This window comes from Vibrio sp. 10N.222.52.B7, from assembly GCF_041474275.1.
Taxonomy (GTDB): domain Bacteria; phylum Pseudomonadota; class Gammaproteobacteria; order Enterobacterales; family Vibrionaceae; genus Vibrio; species Vibrio crassostreae_C.
The window spans coordinates 16,139-34,693 of record NZ_JBFRTU010000052.1 but is presented as its reverse complement, the minus strand read 5'-3'; the positions used below and the strand labels follow the sequence as shown (position 1 = coordinate 34,693).

The following is an 18,555-nucleotide window of genomic DNA, read 5'->3' as shown; positions in this document are numbered from 1 at the left end:
CCGCTCTTATAAAATTAAATGAGAACACGACATGCACTCTGCATTAAAGGTTGCTGCTGTTGGGATCGCTCTCGTGGCAGGCTTTTATGGGCCGCAAGCAATTCAGCAATTTAAATCAGCGATGGAGCACTCAACTGCCGACGTCAGCTTGGATGATTACTGCATGCTTTCAACCACATCGTGTGAGCAGGAATCCATTTCAATGTCGCTTGACCGAGAAACCGCGCAACCTCTTCTACCCACAAAGATAAAGGTAGTTTGGGAAGGTGCTGCATCTGAGACACTGGTGTTATCGCTCACAGGTTTAGAAATGGAAATGGGATCAGCGCGTTTTCAATTAAAGAGCATTGGCAACAATACCTATGAAGGTGATGTGATTTTACCTGTATGTACTTTAGATAAAATGACATGGATCGGTGAACTCACTGATGGTGTCGATACTGTAAACCCTGCAATAAGGATGGCAAGATGAGTAGAAATTGGTCGTTAGCATTGGTTGTCGCTTTTGTACTTGGCTTTGGTGTCAAAAGCTATCTTGATGGGCAAAACGAAGTTCAAGAACAACACGCTGCAAAACAAGAGTTCTCCGCAACGACTCTTTTCGGCAAAGACAACCAACCAACGGAAATCTTTGACCAAACCGATGACAGAATTCGTATCGTTTACTTCGGTTTCACACGCTGCCCAGATGTGTGCCCCACTTCTTTGGCTATGTTGGCCGGAGCACTTAACCAAGTCTCTGATGAAGCAAAAGCCAAGATTCGCCCGATGTTTGTCTCTCTCGACCCTGAGCGTGATGCAGCAGAAGCCTCATACGAATACGCACAATACTTCCACCCAATGATGGAAGGATTAAGTGGTCCTTTGGATGTGACAACCACGCTTGCACACAACTACGGTGTTATTTTCAGAAAGACCAAGCTGGAAGGTTCAGAGTTGGAATACACCCTAGACCACAGCTCATATTTTTATTTTTTAAAGCCCGACGGTACCTTGATTACCAAAGTACCGCACACGTTGACGCCAGCGCCAATTGTTGAGGCTATCAACAAGCTGACGCAGTAAAACGTAAAAACAAAGAACTTACTCAATAAAGTTCAAAAAAAGTCAGGTCCCAGACCAAAAACATAAAAATTAAGGACAACAACATGAAGTTAAAAGCACTTGCTCTAGCAGGCTTATTGCTCACCCCTTTTGCTCAGGCTAGTAGCGATATTATGGTTCATGACGCGTACGCTCGTGCAACCCCGCCTTCAGCAGTGAACAGCGCGGTGTTCACGACTCTGATGAACCACAGCGATAAAGATCGCGCTATTGTTTCTGCAACAACACCTGCAGCAGGTAAAGTAGAACTTCATGATGTAATCATGGATGGCGATGTTATGAAAATGCGCCAAGTTCAAGAGATCACCATCCCTGCAAACGGTGAAGCGGTACTTAAACCTGGTAGCCTACACATCATGTTGTTCGACCTAAAAAGTAGCCTAAAAGAAGGTGAGCAAATCGAGATGACTCTGACTTTCGCTAACGGTGAAACGCAAACCTTCGACGCACCAGTGAAGAAAGTGATGAGCGGCATGAAAAAGATGAACCACGACCATCATTAATCGTATTCACAATTGATAAAATAATTTAAGCCACGATGACTTCTCGCCATCGTGGCTTTTTGTTAAACTGAGCGCGCTTTTTATTCAAAGCCTGAACACATTAATAAACCAAGGAGAATAGAAGATGATTGTAATGAAAACACTAAAACTGGCAGTAAAAGTAACGCGTTAATTTGTTTGGTTAATCAAACTTTAATCTCGAACTACCAACATTAAGCCATCAGCTGGCTACCGCACACTTTTACCCGGTTTACTGTTGATCGTAAGTGATCAATATCTGCATGCCTGTAAAGCATGACTCAAATCCGGGGTCCTATCGATTTTGAATTCGACCCAAGCTCAAACATTTTTGACGTCTCGACGCTTTTTGAACTGACCAACGCTTTTCGATCTCATCGACAACCTGAGATCTTACAAGACGTTAATGCTCTCATAAGACTTTAATGCACTGATAAGACTTTAATGCTCTCACAAGAAAAGAAAGCTCGCACGTCTGGGTAAATAGACATGAATTCACAAAACGCATTTTCTCATCCAATGTCACTTCAACAACTTGGATGGCAACCTGTATTCCAACAACAACTGACACTCGAAGACTATGATCACTCCGTCATTGCTCGTATCGTCGCACATCACCGCAATGGCTATACATTAGCGTCAGAGCAAGGTGAAATTGTTCTACCCATCCACCAAAACCAACCGGCAATGACCGTTGGCGACTGGGTAATATTGAACTCTGAACTGCAATTCGATCGCTTACTAGAACGCCAATCGCTCTTTAGCCGAAAAGCTGCAGGCAGTCGTGTGGCTGAACAATATATTTCAGCCAATATCGACACAGTGTTTATCGTGGTTTCATTGAACAACGACTTTAATCTGAGTCGCATTGAACGCTACCTGGCACTCGCAAATGAAGCACAAGTTGAAGCGGTTATCGTCCTGACTAAGAAAGACTTGTGTGACGACTACGAAGGCAAAGTACAACAGGTACAAAGCTTAGACCCGATGCTGATGATCGAAGCGGTCAACAGCCTAGAGCAAGACTCAACCCAAGTACTTTCACCTTGGTGTAAAATCGGCAAGACCGTCGCGCTAATGGGCTCTTCTGGTGTGGGTAAGTCGACTTTGGTTAACTCATTGCTAGGTGAAGCATCGCAGGCAACTGGTGGTATTCGTGAAGACGACAGTAAAGGTCGTCATACAACCACATCACGATCACTCCACTTGCTCGCATCAGGTGGCTTGCTTCTCGACACTCCAGGAATGCGAGAGCTACAACTTGCAGACTGCGCTGAAGGCGTGAGTGAAACTTTTTCAGACGTCGAAGAGTTAGCAATGCACTGCCGCTTCTCTGATTGTCATCATGAATCAGAGCCGGGATGCAAGATAAGGGCTGCCATTGAGAGTGGTGAACTGTCTGAAAGACGATTTACTAACTATCAAAAGCTACTGAGAGAGCAAGCAAGAAACGGCGCTTCTCTTGCAGAGCAACGCGCTAACAATAAGCAGCTTTCCAAAATGTACCGAAACGTACAGTCAGAAAGCCGCAATATTAAGAAAGGCTCAGCTTAAGCAGTTGGATATTGACGGTAATCTGAGTTAATCGCTCAACGCTGAGCTGAAACACCGAGCCCCACGTGTCAATCGCGTGGGGCTTTATCTACAAATTCCCTTCCTCATCAACAAGGGATATTAAGATATCGTCTGCTTCCGAAAGTAAAAATTCACCATTTATAATAGTTGGAATTTTTCTTAGCGAGTTAATCATCACGTTAATGATTCTCTTTATCCAGTTCAATATAATTCGCCCTTGAACAATAAAGTTAAAATACGATTAATCGCGTCACTTTTACTATCAGATTGACTGAATATAACGAACATAAAGTATCGAATACCGGACAAGTATAATCACCTTCAGAAGAAAATTTCATTTCAAACCACCTTCCAAGAAGATAGAAAATGCTTCGTCTAACCACCATATTATTAACGCTTCCTCTAGCTGCCTGCTCTACAATAAATACTGACTTCGATAAGCAAACCGATTTCTCAATGTATAAAACCTATGATTTCAGCTCGCCCGGGACTGCGGCAGAAGAGAAGAACAAAATACCGATTAGTATCGACTCAATCAGGATTGAAAGTGCGATCATTAAAGAAATGAGCCGCACAGGGGTTTCGTTTGTAGAGGACGGAGGCGACCTATACGTCCGCTACCAACTTCAGCAAGAATCTGAACTTGTGTCTTCCGGCTCGTCAGTTGGTATTGGCTATGGTTGGAACAATTTCCGTGGGGGAATGTCCACTCCACAAAATTATCACCGACAGACGTACGGACAATTGGTTGTGGAACTGATCGATGATAGAACCAACATCGTTGTATGGACAGCGAATTCAAGCCGAAAATTGACTCGCTCAATGAGTTCTAAGGAACGTGAAGAGCTGATTTACGAGGAGATCGCTGAAATGTTTCAACAGTACCCTTCGTACAAATGATTGAAAACTTCTAGGTGATAACTTCTTCAAATATCGGCCATTGAATGTGCAGATAGAGGAAGCCTAGGCATTAGAGGAAGAAGGCACCAAAGCCACTAATGCAATAGATCAAAGCTGCATCATATTGTTATATACCCTCAACCTTAAAGCTAACGCTGTAACTCACGTCCGAGTGACGAGTTTCACTCCAATCACGTTAGGAGCTCCATTTTCGTCTATATATAGCGAGACGTTTAAGGGGATGCCTAACGTACTCAAATGCTCTTTATGTACCAGACTCGACTCTAAAACAGGATCGTGAAACATAATTGTCAGCGAGGGCAAAAGCGGCTATTCAGCTTGATTAGCAAACCTAGAATATTCAAACGCGATAGCATTTAACAACTGAGGTAAGTCTTTAATATTTTGTTTATTAATTTCGATATAATCATCAACGAAGTGGTCTTTTTCTTCGGCTGCCTTATTAATAGAACAACCTAATAATAGAATACAACTTAGCGCTAAAAGGGTTAGCTTCTGCATTTACAATGCCTTGATTAGTTTTAGGTAAGGGATGAGGATAAGAAGTGGTAAAAAGCTCGAAAGGCGCTCAATAAATCGACATTCACTTTTATTGAGCATGAACCTTCTCGTAGTTCCATTTCAATCATATTTACTCAATCATTTAACTGTTATTGCGTCTTATCAATCCAATATTTCACCATTAGCGAAAACTCTTGGTACCTATCTTGATAACAAAAATGACCACTGTCTTTGAATACTGTTAACTCAGCATTCGACATGCGTTTAGCTAAACGTTCTCCATTATCGACGTAAAGAATTGCATCGTTTTCTCCCCAAAATATCTGAGTGGGTAACTCTATTTTATCGAGCAATGGATCAACCGTTGCTAGACTTTTTGGGTAATCTTTAAACCATTGCATGACGGCAGGAATTCGATTGCGATAAGAAGCAATATAGTCGGAAATCTCTTCTTGATTGGGGCGATAGTTCGTATAGCAAACCTTGATACAGCCTTGAACTAAAGAGCCAGCCCCTGTCACTTTAAAAACAGTGCGCCAAAACGATGAGTCGACCATTTTTCGGATGGCGCTTGCATTTGACGAAGGATTAATTGCTGGGCCATCACCTATCAATAAACTTTTGACATCATTGTCATAAGTGCCCGTGTAATAAACGATCGCCGGCATACCAACATCAGGCCCTAATAAGTGTGGTGATTGAATATCAAAATGATTCAAGAAATCTTTTAAAAAGTCACCTTGGGCCTTGAAAGACATATATTCAAACCCGCCAGTACTGCCGCCGAATCCTGGCATATCGTAAGCATATAGGTTGTAGTGTTCAGCCAACCCTGTCCAAATAGGGGCATACGCAAGAATGCTTTGAGGAAAAGGGGAAAGCATCACAAGAGTCGGTTTACCAATCGCTTCAGAATGTGCGTATCGAATATCGACACCATTTATCTTGGTTCGCTTTATTGGCATGGATGGTGTCGTTTCAAATGTTGGGAACATTGGATAGTCGTTTTTTCTTCGCAACTGCTCCAAGCTTTTATATTCAGAAGTCAATAACATCAGTGCCGATGCGTTAATACGATCAAACACGCTAATTTTTTCTATCTTAGGAGTATGTGTCATTAATTAATCTCTATTTAATTCTCTGAAGTTAAAAGACGCTGAAACCATGATTAAAAATTTCCATCCAATTTATTTATGGTTCTCAAAAAATAGTATTGGGGTTTACTCAACTCAGTATTTACAGCTATCAACAATTGTAGTTAACACCATTATTACTAATATTATCGCCACTACTTTACCGATATATTTGATGTTAACTAACATCGTTGGGGTCTGTTAAAACTCGTTAAATTACGTCATATATGCTATGTTTATGACCTAATTCACAGAGGTTTGGATGGATCAATGACTATCAACACAACTTACTTTATAAGGGTAAATAGCCTGATGAATTTGTATTACAACGTATGTAATCAATATTATTCAGATCCAATCTCCCCACAGACAATTCCCCAATCCGCGTTTAATCACACAATGAACCTGTTGCCCATTTCTGAGGTATTTCAGCTTTATGAAGAACTCGAATGCTATACAAAAAATCCAAACTTTATGCTCGAGGCTGTACGCCATTTCCGGGTCGAAGACTTGGGCGGATTAGGCCAATGGATGTTCTCTGGTCATGACTTAATGTCGACGATAAGAAAGGTAAATTACGGCATGGGGTGTATTCAATCCGGTGCTTTTTGGGTTGCTGCACCTGCGGGGTCTATCATCAAGTGGACTTACAACAATCAGTATGACGCAGAACACTTAGACGTTCATGACAGTATTAGAGTCGCTGTTTTGATGTTAAAGATATTGAAGAAATACCTTGGGGTAGATTTCGCTCCGATGCGCGTATTACTTTCTGGGGAGCGTGCGGATGAGAACCTATATCGAGACTATTTTGGCTGTGACGTAACATGGAATCATCATCAAACAGAGATCTGGTTTCATTCCAACTTACGCTTGGCAAATCTGGCTGAAAATCAAGATACCAAACAAACCTTTTCGCTGAATTTTGAGGATTTGGACCGATGTTTAGACATGCCCGATCCTAGCGATGACACTAAGTTAGTTTATGAAGCCATCAACTACTCATGTCATTTTGGTTTACCGACACTCGAAAGAGTATCGAACCTGTTGGGCCTATCAATTCAGCAGTTTCAACGTAGATTCCATAAATATGGCCACAACTTTACCGAAATGTGTGGTTTTGTCTTAAGCAACAAAGCGGTCAAAATGCTAAGCCAATCAATACCAGTCGAAGAAGTTGCAAGCAGTTTAGGGTATAACCATCTCGATAGCTTTACGCATATGTTTAAGAAGCATCGAGGCATGACACCCAAGCAATATCTCAAATCATTGGAATAAAATAAAACATCCGCAGAGTGTCTCTACTTGCGGATGAGAAAGATTGCATCACCTCGCTAGATGGCTTGGATACTGATCTCGACACGGCGATTGCAGGCTCTTCCGTCTTCGGTTGCATTGTCACAAATAGGGTAACGTTCACCAAGGCCGCTGGTACTGATTCGTCCACCTTTCACTTTTTGATTCACTAAGTAAGCTTTTACTGAATCAGCACGTTTCTCAGACAACTGCTGATTAGAAGCATCATTGCCAGTACTGTCGGTATAGCCTTTGATCTGCAAATACGAATCTGGGTACTCGACCAATATTCTCGCAACACCATTCAATGAATTGTATACCGTCGCTTCAAGTAGGTATTCACCAGAGCGAAAACCGATGCCGTTTTCCATCACCAACACTAACTCATTTTCACCAACACGCTTTACTTGAACGCCTGAATCTAGCAACTCCTGACGCAAAGCTTCCTCTTGTTTATCCAGTGAGTAGCCGACTCCTCCACCGATGAGACCGCCAGCCGTTGCCCCAATTAACGCTCTCTTTTTCCGTTCTTTTGAATTATCTCCAGACAGGAGACCAATCGCAGCACCAGACAAAGAACCAATCGCAGCCCCTTTTGTTGTGGAATTCGTTTCCATCTCACCAGTCGTTGCGTCCTGACGTTGAGTCGCCTGACAGCCCACCAAGCTCGTTAATAGCAACAGAGAGATAATAGGTTTAATGCATCTTTTTATTTCAGAAGATATGAATAGCATAAATATATTCCAGTTAAATTTAGACTTTCGATTAAATATTCACTGAATAGCAAACATATTAAAATTACAGACCACGACTGTGGCCCGTAATTTCATTAATAATCTTATTTTGAATAATTCGGAATTAAATAACCGAATTAACTCTGGTTCTAGCTCTAGCTCTAGCTCTAGCTCTAGAAAGAGTAGAAGTAATAGAGCTGCGACTTCATACGTAAAATGATTCCACGTATTACATCAAGAAACGCCATAAGCTCTGTTGGCTTTTCTCCGCTAATCCAAGCTAAACCAACCGAGCCGACTGGTACGCTATAGCCTTCAGGTTCAAAGACTTTCAACCTAACAAAGTGATGTTTGTTTTGTAGGTTCTTGCCTGTCGTAGAGCGAACATTCTGGTCAAAGCCAAGCAAGTTACTTTGCGCTTCGCCGGTTGCTTCAATAATACCTTCAACCTCTGCCGTGAATACTTTCCCTGGATAAACTGGCGTTGTAAATTCAGCCAATTGACCCGGTTTAACATTTCTAATCGCTTGATGATTCACTCTCATCAATACGTATTTCTCGTTGGTGTACATCTGCAATCGTGGAACTCTAGAAACAAGCTGACCTTCACGAAGAATAAAGTTAGTCACAAAGCCATCAGCGGGTGCATAAATCTTGGTGCTATCAAGATCCCATTTCGCTTTATTCACCTTCTGAATTGTTTCGTTAAAGTCTGACTGACGGGATTCAACCGAGAGTTCCGCTTTGGTTATTTGTAGCTTGGCTTTCTCTACATCAGATTTCTTTTTGCTCAGCTGTGACTCAAGCTTGGCCACAGTGTACACAGCAGAATCGGCGACCGTTTGCTGGTTATCAATCATGCTTTCAGTGATCGTATTACGCACGACTCGGTTTTGTTCAAGATAACGCTTCAACGTTCTTTTCTGTAAGTCTCTATTTGACTGAGCAGCTGAAAGCTCACTTTGTGTCATTTCAAAATCATGTAACGCTGCCTGATAGCTGGATTCAGCGATTTTTACTTCTTCAGCCGCAGTGCTAACCGCTACGTTTGCCGAGTCGCGCGAAATCTTCGCTTGTTCATAAGCAATTTGATAAGGCTCGTTTTCAATCTCATAGATTAACTGCCCTTTCTCAATGCGTTGGTTCGGGGTGATATAAATCTGGTCGACCTTGCCCGAGACATTGGTTGAGGTTGGGCGAAGCTGAATGTGAGGAGACTGCACCACAGAGCCTCCCGACAAATCCATTGGTGTATAGTTAATTAATCCTACCCACACAAATAACAACCAACCACTGCCTCCTAGATAAGCGAATGCTTTAGTCCCTGTGTTCCAAGGCATGCCAACAAGTCTTAATAAATAGATGAACAAACACCAAACCGCTAAACCTTCTAACATTTAGACATCCTCTGATTGATTAACTTGAGCCGGAGAATTCCATAAATCACGCAGTCGGATAATGGCTTTTTCAAAATCTACAAAAGCAATGATAATGGCGAGCACCCACACCCAGTGCCAAATGAAGCCAATCCAAGTGAGCGCGGTAATCAACCCTATCTGATGGTGGTCAGTCTTATGAGCCTTTTGAATAGGGATCTCGTGAAGCTTCCAAAAACCGAACAGGCCAGCCGCTATGGTGCTGATCAGCACGATAGCGGCTGCTATATGTAAAACGGTATCTGCAGAGGTCTCTACATAAGGGATACTGATTAAACTCATTGCTCATACTCTTGTAAATTAAGACCAACACAGGATATATGCCACCCACTTACAACGGCAATTTTAGATAAATTACGTCATATAAAATAACATGATGATATAGATCACCAGATAAGGTGTGCGATATATCAAAGTAGCAAGGTATTAAGTTCAGTAGCCTGACGCTATTAAGGAGAGCTGATGAGATTCAAAGCTAACGCTGCTTAAGTAGGTGGGAATGCCGATAGAAAGATTAGATAACGACAAAACATGGCAAGTCATGCACCAACGTAGATTAAGCAAAGTAGGTGATGTCTATGATGTCTGTTGAAGTGGCTTTTTTACCTATACAAGTTTAGGCAGCTATTTCCGAACACAATGTTTTTATCAGTAATGGTTTACACACCATAAATACTAGAACATTAAGCCAATGGAACATTATTCAGCAGACTTATACCTCAACAAAAGCACAAAAATTTAACATTTAGCTCTAAAAATACCACGCAGCGCAAACAATCACCCTAAAAGTAAACTATTCCTAGACACCCTCTTAGATCCCGCTAATATGACCGCCCATTCCACTAGTGTATAGTTGGATTTGGTACAACTTTATAAAAAAATACATCACTATAATAAATTAACAATTGCAGGTATTTTATGCAAAATCACAACATGCTCGCCCGCATCGCTCGTGGAAATCTCGTTCTACAGATCCTTGCTGGTATTGTTTTCGGTGTCGTTCTCGCCATGGTTTCTCCTTCAGCAGCTCAAGATGCAGGCCTATTAGGTAGTCTGTTTGTTGGTGCTCTGAAAGCTGTTGCCCCAATTTTAGTATTCATTCTTGTTGCAGCTTCTATCGCAAACCAAAAGAAAGGTCAGCATACTCATATGCGTCCAATCATTGTGCTTTACCTGATTGGTACGTTCTCTGCAGCACTGACTGCTGTAGTACTGAGCTTCATGTTCCCAACCACTTTGACACTGGTTGCTGGCGCTGAAGGTGCTAACCCTCCTCAAGGTATTGCAGAAGTTCTTCATACGCTTCTATTCAAGCTTGTAGATAACCCAGTTAGCGCACTAATGAACGCGAACTACATCGGTATTCTTGCTTGGGCTATCGGTCTTGGTCTTGCACTGCACCACGCATCTGCAACAACCAAAGCGGTTTTCGAAGACCTTAGCCACAGTGTTTCACACATTGTTCGCTTCATTATTCGTCTTGCGCCATTCGGTATCTTCGGCCTTGTTTCGACTACATTCGCAACAACGGGCTTCGATGCACTAGCAAGCTACGGTCAACTGCTAGCGGTTCTACTAAGCTCAATGCTGATCATTGCTCTTGTCGTTAACCCACTGCTTGTCTTTGTAAAGACAAAACAGAACCCATACCCACTTGTACTGCAATGTATTCGTGAGTCTGGTGTAACGGCATTCTTCACTCGTTCAAGCGCTGCAAACATCCCAGTGAACATGAACCTTTGTAAGAAGCTAGAGCTAGATGAAGATACTTACTCTGTATCTATCCCTCTAGGCGCAACCATCAACATGGCGGGTGCTGCAATCACCATCACTGTGTTAACGCTTGCAGCTGTACACACAATGGGTATTGAGATTGATATCTTCACTGCGATTCTACTAAGCCTTGTTGCTGCAATTTCAGCATGTGGCGCATCAGGCGTTGCCGGTGGTTCACTGCTACTGATTCCTCTAGCTTGTGGCCTATTCGGTATATCAAACGATGTAGCGATGCAGGTTGTAGCGGTTGGTTTCATCATTGGTGTGATTCAAGATTCGGCTGAAACAGCACTTAACAGCTCAACTGACGTAGTGTTCACTGCGGCTGTATGTAAAGCTGAGCAAAACAAAGCTTAACAGCTCTTGGGTATTAGGCTTTAGCTCTAAGCTCTAAGCTCTAAAAGCAAATAGCACACAAATAAAAAGGGAAGCATTCGCTTCCCTTTTTTGTTGTCTTGGTTTTCTAGATTACGGTTAGAAGCTATATAGATTTATAGATTTATAGCTTCAGTCATTTTTGTCTAACTCATCAAAGCTAACCAACACGTTTTAGTGGTTGCTTTTCCAGCTTGGATCCACGGCTGCCTGACTGAAGTCTAGAGGGTCACTATTTGGGGTCGCTTGTCTCTCTGTTGATGCTTGCTCGGAATTAGGTTGTTGGCTGTAATCAACATTCGTATCTTGAGCACTCGCCGTTTGAGTATCTAGATGGCTCGCATCTACTTTTAATGCCTCACCTTCTTCATCAGACGCTTCTTTCACTTTCTTAGGGATCGGTATATTGCGCTTGTAGAGCTTATTGAGCGCTTTAATGATTGAATGCTTAGTGATCGCTTCTTGAGTCAACTTAGTCATGATCGGCTTAGTCAGAGCTTGTAAGCCCACGACGGCATCGACACCCAGTTCACCACCAACTTTATCCCGCAAATGCTTCGCTTCTGAGTAGCCAAAATGAGCAGACAAAAATAGCCAGATATAAGCAATCGCGTTGCCGTGTTCACCATGGTCAATCCAAGCTTCGCCAGCTCTAAACATGGCTTCTGCACTGTTCTTTTCTGCGGCCGTCTCAAACCAGTAAACAGCCTCGCCATGGTTAGGCTCAACACCCACACCGTTCAAATAACTCATACCAAGTTTGATCTTGCCGTCTAAGCTATTCTTTTCCGCGGCCTTTTGGTACCACTCGACAGAGCTTTCGGCAGAGTAGTCTGGGTTTTCTTTATCTAGACACCAGTCACCGATAAACAGCATTGCTTCAGTATTACCACCAGCCGCAGATTCTTCGATATAGGTGTAACCTTTAGGGATGTTTTTATCAGTTCCACGACCAAAGACAAGCGCTTTGCCCATCTCAAATTTCGCAGACACGTCATTGTCCAATGCGGATATCGCAAGCTGCCAAAAGTTGGCTTTCTCTCTTAAAATTAGGTCTTCTTTGCGCTTCATGCTTAGGCGCACAATGCCGTACATGCCATTGATATTATCGAGTTGCGCCGCTTTGTCATACCAATACAAAGCTTCTTTAATATTGTTACGTTCAGCCTCTTTCGCTAAATACAAAATCGATGGCGTATGGCCTGTTTCAGCCTTAAAGTGGCGTTCTTTTTGTTCTTGTATTCGAGCCTTTTCAATCGCCTTTCGGTAAGCAACTGCTCGCGCTTTTCGTTCTTGCTCTAACCGTTGCTTTCTTAGCGATAAAGAAATCAGCCAAACGGCCACAAGTATTAACGAAAGAGCCGTCGCACCAATTGCGATTCCCATTGTACTCATAAAATATATTAACCTAACTCGGCTGATACAAATCTCTATATCGAGGTGTCATCAACCATAGTGAATGTTTCGAATTATAGGGAAAAGCGCCGTTATTGACACGTTCCGCCCCAAAATGAACTTAGTTCAGTATCTCAGGAATACATAGCGATAAAAAGTCTACTTAGACCTATCCTTATGCACTCCATAAATGGTGTGATCTTGCTTCAATAGAGTTCGATAATGAAGACCACCTTTGAGCAAAATAATCTTAAAAAACGACAACGAAATTGATGAATACCTATCAGCAATTTCGTGTCGCTGTAGTTAGTTCAGTTGACCGTATATGTAAGCCAGTTCAGCAACCGTTTTAGCAGAAAATTTCTTCATTAAACTCGCTCGGTGTACTTCTACCGTTCTCATCGCGATACATAATTCATCGGCAATTTTCTGGTTACGTTTGCCGTCGATAATCTGCTTAAGAATATCGATTTCTCGCTCAGTTAACGACGCATACGCTTGGCGATAAACATTCATGTGTAAATGCTTTTCAGAAGCATCCAAACCTTGTTTGATTGCCTCAGCTAACTCACTGCCTTTAACTGGCTTTTGAAAGAAGTTCACCGCACCGGCTTGCAATGCCTCGACCGCCATTGGTACATCACCGTGACCCGTCAGATAGATCACCGACAGTGGGCTCTGCGCCTTCACCATCAACTCATGAACTTGCTGCCCTCTCATTTCGGGCATTCTACTATCCAATACCACGCATCCTGGAACACTCAGATCCACTGCACCCAAAAAGCTCGGGCCATCTTCATAGGCTGTCACCTTGAAATCGTGCTCTTCCAATAAGAACACCAATGAGTCACGCATCGACTCATCGTCATCAACCACATAGACCGGCAACGTTTGATGAAGTTCAGGCATAACAAGATTCCTTATCAATCATTTGAAAGAGAAAAAGGTAACGTCACTGCGACGTGACAGCCGTGAGGAGTTAATGATTTGATGGCCATTTGGCCGCTATGGTCTTCAATCACATCTTGGCAAATCGCAAGCCCTAACCCCAAGCCGTTTTCTTTGCTACTCACAAAGGCTTGAGTGACTTGTTGCTCGGTGAAATCTAAGCCCGTGCCGTTATCGATAACCGACAGCATCATTTTATCCGGTTGATACTCGGTAATCACTTTAATTGTTGGTGGTTCGCTGTTTTTGTTATCAATATCAGACGCAGCGCTTTGTTCGCGATGCTGTTGTGCGTTACACGCGTCCGTCGCATTGTTGATCAAATTTACAACCACCTGCTGCAATCCGACAGGGTCAACATGTAGCGTGATAGGTTTACCCACGACATAACGTTCAATGGTTATCTTGTGTTTCTCTAATCGAAATTGCAGTAGCTCGATGGTATCTGTAAGAAGCACTTCTATATCAGTTTGAGATTTATCTGATGAGCGTTTTTTGATCATGTTTCTCAAGCGCTGGATGATCGCATCAGCACGGTCCACTTGCGACTGGATCTTCTCAAATACAGGCTCTATGTCAGTCAGCGGTTTGTTCTTCGAAATCCGCAGTAAACCACCTTCGCTATAATTCCGAATTGCTGCCAGAGGCTGATTAATCTCGTGTGCCAAGCTACTTCCCAGTTCACCAACTACCGCGATACGTTGTGAGTGCTCTAGTTGTTCACTCTTACTTTTCAGCTTGTACAGCGTCGCTTCTAGTTGCTTTTTGCTGCTACTGAATTTGTATTCTAGCCAGAAGTGGTAAGCATTCAGCGACACGACAAGAATAAAGAACGCCCATGCCCACTGTTGATTGTACTTGAGCCAGATTAACGCTTCTTTCCACCAAGGTTGTTGCAGTGGATGCATGTCGAGTTGTTGATATAGCTTGTCGATCGACAGCAAGCTTGTCGGTGACGTCCAGCCCGATGCATTCGCTGCAATGGCTGGCGCACTGCTTTTTGGCATCGCAAATAACACCTGACTCATTTGTTTCGCCAGTGCCGAAGACGCTCGCTCTGTTTTGGCAAACGACCAGTTAGGGTACAACGGTGTAGACACCTGACATCGGACCCCTTCTGGTGCTTGATTCTCGATAACACGATATTGACCCGCCACCAGCAAACCTTCGCTGATCATGCTCTCGACCAAACACGCAGGCACCACCGCAGCTTCAATGTGCCCTTCACGTAGTTGATACAAGCTAGCATCAATAGGGAAACCTAAGAACTGAGTATTAGAGAAAAAGTGATTGGGGTTGAGCCCTTGTTGCATCACTTGGTAACGCATAGTGAGGTAACCACCAAAAGCATTTTCAGAGACTGCCGCAATCGGCTTACCGCTAAGTTGTTCGAGAGAGATATAAGGCGACATTCTTCTCACCACCAAGGCGGAACCAATGCTGCGTGTATTACTTGAGCCTTGAGCTTCAAAGTTATGACTGGTCATGGTCGCCATCCAAGAAAGCGCATACTGGCGTCCTAATCGAACCGCCTGACCGGGGTTGGTGATAACAAAATCAACAGTCACATCTTTTACCGCTTCGGCCATCTCTTCCAAGTTGAAAGGCTTGAGAACAAAGTGTTTTCCGGGAATGCGCTCCGACAGCCAATCCATCGTCGGCTGCCAACGCTGCTGTGCGGAAAGCTTACCTCGAGTCGCCAACACGCCAACTTCTATGATTTGCTCAGACCCAACAGTGCTTGTCGTTGCAATATCTTGCTCCGATTGAGCCGCTAAACACGCGCCTGCGGTTAGGCTCAACCAACAAAGGCCAACGATTGTCATTAGGTTTCTGACTGTCACTGAAATCTCTTTCTCCAAACGGACTGTTTATTCAATTTATTCTCGATTCATTTTATGTCAGCGGCGTGTTTCGCGCTTAGCTCATGCTTGAGCGCCTTAAATAAGCCTCTAAAACAAAGCATAACAGCTAGATAGCGAAAACCACATTTGTTCTAGATCAAGTTTGATCTGGGTATGTGGAAATCCACAATACCCCGTGAACGGTCAAAAACTGACAATGAGCCTAACAGATCGAATACCCATTTATAGGTACCTCTATGGACTCATTGAAAAGACGGTTTCTCAGCCAATTCGGCAAGGTTTCCGCTGGTGCTGCGCTCATTCCCATTGCCGGAATCAACACCGCAGTCGCAAGCACAGCCATTCGCAATAACAACCAACCTGACCGCAAAGGCAAAATAGGCAAACGCTACGCCATGGCGATTGATTTACGTAAGTGCGTTGGCTGTCAGGCGTGCACTGTTGGCTGTAGCGTTGAAAACCAAGCGCCAATTGGCCAGTTCAGAACCACCGTAAAACAGTATGAAGTCTCCCTTGATGATGGTTCGACGGCTCAACAAGACGTGAAATCATTCATGTTACCTCGCCTATGTAATCACTGTGACAACGCCCCCTGTATCAAGGTTTGTCCAGTTCAAGCGACCTTCCAACGCGAAGACGGTATTGTCATGGTCGACAACGAACGCTGCGTAGCCTGTGCTTACTGTGTTCAAGCTTGTCCTTACGATGCTCGTTTCATTAATAACGACACCCTTACCGCAGACAAATGCACCTTCTGTGCACACCGCCTTGAAGACGGCTTACTGCCTGCTTGTGTAGAAACCTGTGTCGGTGGCGCGCGTGTCATTGGCGACCTTAAAGATCCAAACAACGAGATCAACCGTCTGCTCAATGAAAACCAAGACGACATCAAGGTGCTTAAGCCAGAGCAGAATACCAACCCCCATGTTTTCTATATCGGCATGAACGAGCGATTCGTTAGTCACATTGAAGGCCAACCTGCGATTTATGATCCAGCCGCCATCGATAACTCATCCTCTAGCAAACAAGAATTGGCAATCGCGACACAAGGCAAACAAGGAGAGACAGCATGAATATCACTGAGGTGTTAGTCCCCGCTCAAGAGATCGCTTGGCTACCGTGGGCGGTTCAATATTTCTTCTACATAGGTTCAGCCTACGCGGCCGCTATTTTGTTCTTGATTGCACTGATCTTTAAAAACTCAACCAGTCACCAATTCCGTTCTGCCCTTGTGCTTGTGATGGCCATTGGCGCGATTGTTGGACCATTAGCATTAACCGGTGACTTGCACCAACCCGGACGTGCGTGGCACTTCTATGCTCATATTACGCCTTGGTCATGGATGTCATTGGGCTCTTTGTTTCTACCTTTATTTTCTGGTCTGGCTGTCACGACGGCTTGGGTTTACCTGCGTGACGACATCGCACAGCTTAAACAAAGTGAAAACCCATTTCTAAAACGTTTGTCTTGGCTGACGCTAGGTAAATGGCAAATATCATCAAAGCTGATGATTGCACTCGCTGCTGTGACGGCTATTTCGGGCCTAAGCATCGCGCTTTATACAGGCGCAGAGATTGCGATTTTGGCGAGCCGACCGCTTTGGCATCAACCGGCTTCTCCACTACTTTGGTTCACGACCGCATTCTTTGCTGCAACGGGTTTAACGCTGTTGATTTGGGCTCTTCTGCCTTCAAGCAAGCCAAGCTTAAAACCAACAGACCTAGCTCTGATACAAAGAACCATTACCTTAACGGGTGGCCTTGCCATCATTCTCACGTCGATTTGGGCATCTAACCATGGTCACTTCAGCCTGTATGAGAATGACGCTTGGGGCATCAATTTAGGCATTATGACCACCAGCATTTTGCTGTGCATGATCTTGGTTCTACCACTGCAACGCCTATCGCAAAGTAAGCTAGGAATTATCTGTGTTGCGCTTGCGACCATAGTTTCTGCATGGGCGGTACGTTGGGTCACCATGATGGAAGTTCAAACCATTCCACGTTTCGATGTTGGCCCATTCCCTTATGAACTGCCGATGGGTAGCGCAGGATTACTCGGCATTGTTGGTATGTGTGGTCTTTGGTTAGCACTTGCGTTGTTCGCCTCTGAGATCGTGTCTACTGGTTCTACACGAACAACTGGTTCTGCACCAAAGACAACATCGAAGCCAAACCAAAATACACCTTCACCACTTAACCGCTCACATAGCTTGTAGTCTGAGGAATCATCATGGATAACAAACGTCGTCAATTTTTAAAAGCAGGCCTTGCTGCCGGTGGTGTTGGAGCTTTTGCTGCAGGTTATGCGACAACCACAAAACACATGGTTCACGGTGCTATCGATGGCACCGCGGGTAAGAAAACCAACCACATCCATCACGGTAATTCGCTAGAGACGGAATACAGTGTCGATGAGCAAGGTAAGATCTCGCCGAATCCAAACCAACGCGTTGCACCATCAATGTGTTTTGGTTGCTGGACACTGTGTGGCTTGCGTGTACGTATCGATAATCGCAATGACGAGATCTTGCGTATCTCAGGTAATCCGTATCACCCACTATCAAGTGATCAGCAGATCCCGTTCAAAACACCGGTAAAAGACGCCTACATTGGCTTGTCTGGTGAGTCAGGCATCAATAACCGCTCGACAGCCTGTGCCCGTGGTAACGGCATGTTGGAGATTCAAAACAGCCCATACCGAATCACTCAACCGTTAAAACGTGTTGGTAAACGAGGTGAAGGCAAGTGGGAGCCGATCAGCTACGAACAACTTATCTCTGAGATCACCGAGGGTGGTGACTTATTCGGTGAAGGTAAAGTTGAGGGCTTACGATCGATTCGTGACATCGAAACACCACTCGATCCAAACAACCCTGAATACGGACCAAAAGCCAACCAACTGCTTGTGACCAATGCCGGTAATGAAGGCCGTGACGACATCTTGAAGCGCTTTGCATTTAACAGCTACGGCAC

The 18,555-nt window shown here is 43.9% G+C and carries 17 protein-coding genes and 1 pseudogene; 10 read left to right on the top strand and 8 right to left on the bottom strand.

Features of this window, described 5'->3' with window-relative positions; genetic code table 11:
* Positions 1-31 precede the first annotated feature (31 nt).
* The 5 genes from AB4512_RS14485 (at position 32) to AB4512_RS14465 (ending at position 4,100) form a co-directional block, all read left to right on the top strand.
* A complete protein-coding gene (locus AB4512_RS14485; protein ID WP_017061864.1) occupies positions 32-472 on the top strand; it encodes a hypothetical protein in 441 nt (146 codons plus the stop codon).
* Positions 469-1,065: an SCO family protein gene (locus AB4512_RS14480; protein WP_004732104.1), complete on the top strand. Its 597-nt coding sequence runs from the start codon at positions 469-471 to the stop codon at positions 1,063-1,065. Before AB4512_RS14485 ends, AB4512_RS14480 begins: the two co-directional genes overlap by 4 nt.
* A gap of 83 nt (positions 1,066-1,148) precedes the next feature.
* On the top strand, positions 1,149-1,607 hold the full coding sequence (locus tag AB4512_RS14475) for a copper chaperone PCu(A)C (RefSeq protein WP_017068936.1): 459 nt from the start codon (positions 1,149-1,151) through the stop codon (positions 1,605-1,607).
* Between the two features lie 507 nt (positions 1,608-2,114).
* The gene (rsgA, locus tag AB4512_RS14470; protein ID WP_372175094.1) at positions 2,115-3,179 is read left to right on the top strand and encodes a ribosome small subunit-dependent GTPase A; all 1,065 of its coding nucleotides are present in this window, start codon (positions 2,115-2,117) and stop codon (positions 3,177-3,179) included.
* Between the two features lie 387 nt (positions 3,180-3,566).
* Positions 3,567-4,100 (top strand): DUF4136 domain-containing protein, encoded by a 534-nt coding sequence (locus AB4512_RS14465; RefSeq protein WP_136973656.1) that lies wholly within the window; start codon positions 3,567-3,569, stop codon positions 4,098-4,100.
* Between the two features lie 330 nt (positions 4,101-4,430).
* Here AB4512_RS14465 and AB4512_RS14460 read toward each other — a convergent pair whose 3' ends face one another.
* Together AB4512_RS14460 and AB4512_RS14455 are read right to left on the bottom strand one after the other, a co-directional pair.
* The gene (locus AB4512_RS14460; RefSeq protein ID WP_017072403.1) at positions 4,431-4,622 is read right to left on the bottom strand and encodes a hypothetical protein; all 192 of its coding nucleotides are present in this window, start codon (positions 4,620-4,622) and stop codon (positions 4,431-4,433) included.
* Positions 4,623-4,771: 149 nt separating this feature from the next.
* A complete protein-coding gene (locus AB4512_RS14455; RefSeq protein WP_372175093.1) occupies positions 4,772-5,740 on the bottom strand; it encodes an alpha/beta fold hydrolase in 969 nt (322 codons plus the stop codon).
* Positions 5,741-6,025: 285 nt separating this feature from the next.
* Here AB4512_RS14455 and AB4512_RS14450 point away from each other — a divergent pair, with 285 nt between their 5' ends.
* Positions 6,026-7,033 (top strand): helix-turn-helix domain-containing protein, encoded by a 1,008-nt coding sequence (locus AB4512_RS14450; protein WP_372175092.1) that lies wholly within the window; start codon positions 6,026-6,028, stop codon positions 7,031-7,033.
* 56 nt (positions 7,034-7,089) lie between these two features.
* Here the strand turns inward: AB4512_RS14450 and AB4512_RS14445 are convergent, their stop codons facing one another.
* The 3 genes from AB4512_RS14445 to AB4512_RS14435 form a co-directional block, all read right to left on the bottom strand.
* Positions 7,090-7,752, bottom strand: coding sequence for an OmpA family protein (locus AB4512_RS14445; protein ID WP_029224309.1), 663 nt, complete (start codon positions 7,750-7,752; stop codon positions 7,090-7,092).
* Positions 7,753-7,958: 206 nt separating this feature from the next.
* The gene (locus tag AB4512_RS14440) at positions 7,959-9,182 is read right to left on the bottom strand and encodes an HlyD family secretion protein (RefSeq protein ID WP_017081815.1); all 1,224 of its coding nucleotides are present in this window, start codon (positions 9,180-9,182) and stop codon (positions 7,959-7,961) included.
* Entirely contained in the window at positions 9,183-9,503 is a 321-nt protein-coding gene (locus AB4512_RS14435; protein ID WP_017072398.1) for a hypothetical protein, read from the bottom strand.
* Between the two features lie 636 nt (positions 9,504-10,139).
* On the opposite strand from AB4512_RS14435, the gene sstT reads away from it, so the two are divergent.
* On the top strand, positions 10,140-11,354 hold the full coding sequence (sstT, locus tag AB4512_RS14430) for a serine/threonine transporter SstT (RefSeq protein ID WP_004732110.1): 1,215 nt from the start codon (positions 10,140-10,142) through the stop codon (positions 11,352-11,354).
* Between the two features lie 192 nt (positions 11,355-11,546).
* On the opposite strand, the gene AB4512_RS14425 is transcribed toward sstT, so the two are convergent.
* The 3 genes from AB4512_RS14425 to AB4512_RS14415 form a co-directional block, all read right to left on the bottom strand.
* Entirely contained in the window at positions 11,547-12,758 is a 1,212-nt protein-coding gene (locus tag AB4512_RS14425) for a tetratricopeptide repeat protein (protein WP_372175099.1), read from the bottom strand.
* 315 nt (positions 12,759-13,073) lie between these two features.
* On the bottom strand, positions 13,074-13,676 hold the full coding sequence (locus tag AB4512_RS14420; RefSeq protein WP_108151820.1) for a response regulator transcription factor: 603 nt from the start codon (positions 13,674-13,676) through the stop codon (positions 13,074-13,076).
* A 14-nt stretch (positions 13,677-13,690) separates the two neighbouring features.
* The gene (locus AB4512_RS14415) at positions 13,691-15,559 is read right to left on the bottom strand and encodes a PhnD/SsuA/transferrin family substrate-binding protein (protein ID WP_372175091.1); all 1,869 of its coding nucleotides are present in this window, start codon (positions 15,557-15,559) and stop codon (positions 13,691-13,693) included.
* Between the two features lie 257 nt (positions 15,560-15,816).
* Between AB4512_RS14415 and dsrO the strand changes: the two genes are divergently transcribed.
* The 3 genes and pseudogenes from dsrO to AB4512_RS14400 form a co-directional block, all read left to right on the top strand.
* Positions 15,817-16,653 (top strand): sulfate reduction electron transfer complex DsrMKJOP subunit DsrO, encoded by an 837-nt coding sequence (gene dsrO / locus AB4512_RS14410; protein WP_372175090.1) that lies wholly within the window; start codon positions 15,817-15,819, stop codon positions 16,651-16,653.
* Positions 16,650-17,798, top strand: coding sequence for an NrfD/PsrC family molybdoenzyme membrane anchor subunit (gene nrfD / locus AB4512_RS14405; protein WP_017064228.1), 1,149 nt, complete (start codon positions 16,650-16,652; stop codon positions 17,796-17,798). Before dsrO ends, nrfD begins: the two co-directional genes overlap by 4 nt.
* Positions 17,799-17,812: 14 nt before the next feature.
* Positions 17,813-18,555, top strand: a pseudogene (locus AB4512_RS14400) (tetrathionate reductase subunit TtrA); the annotation flags it as partial.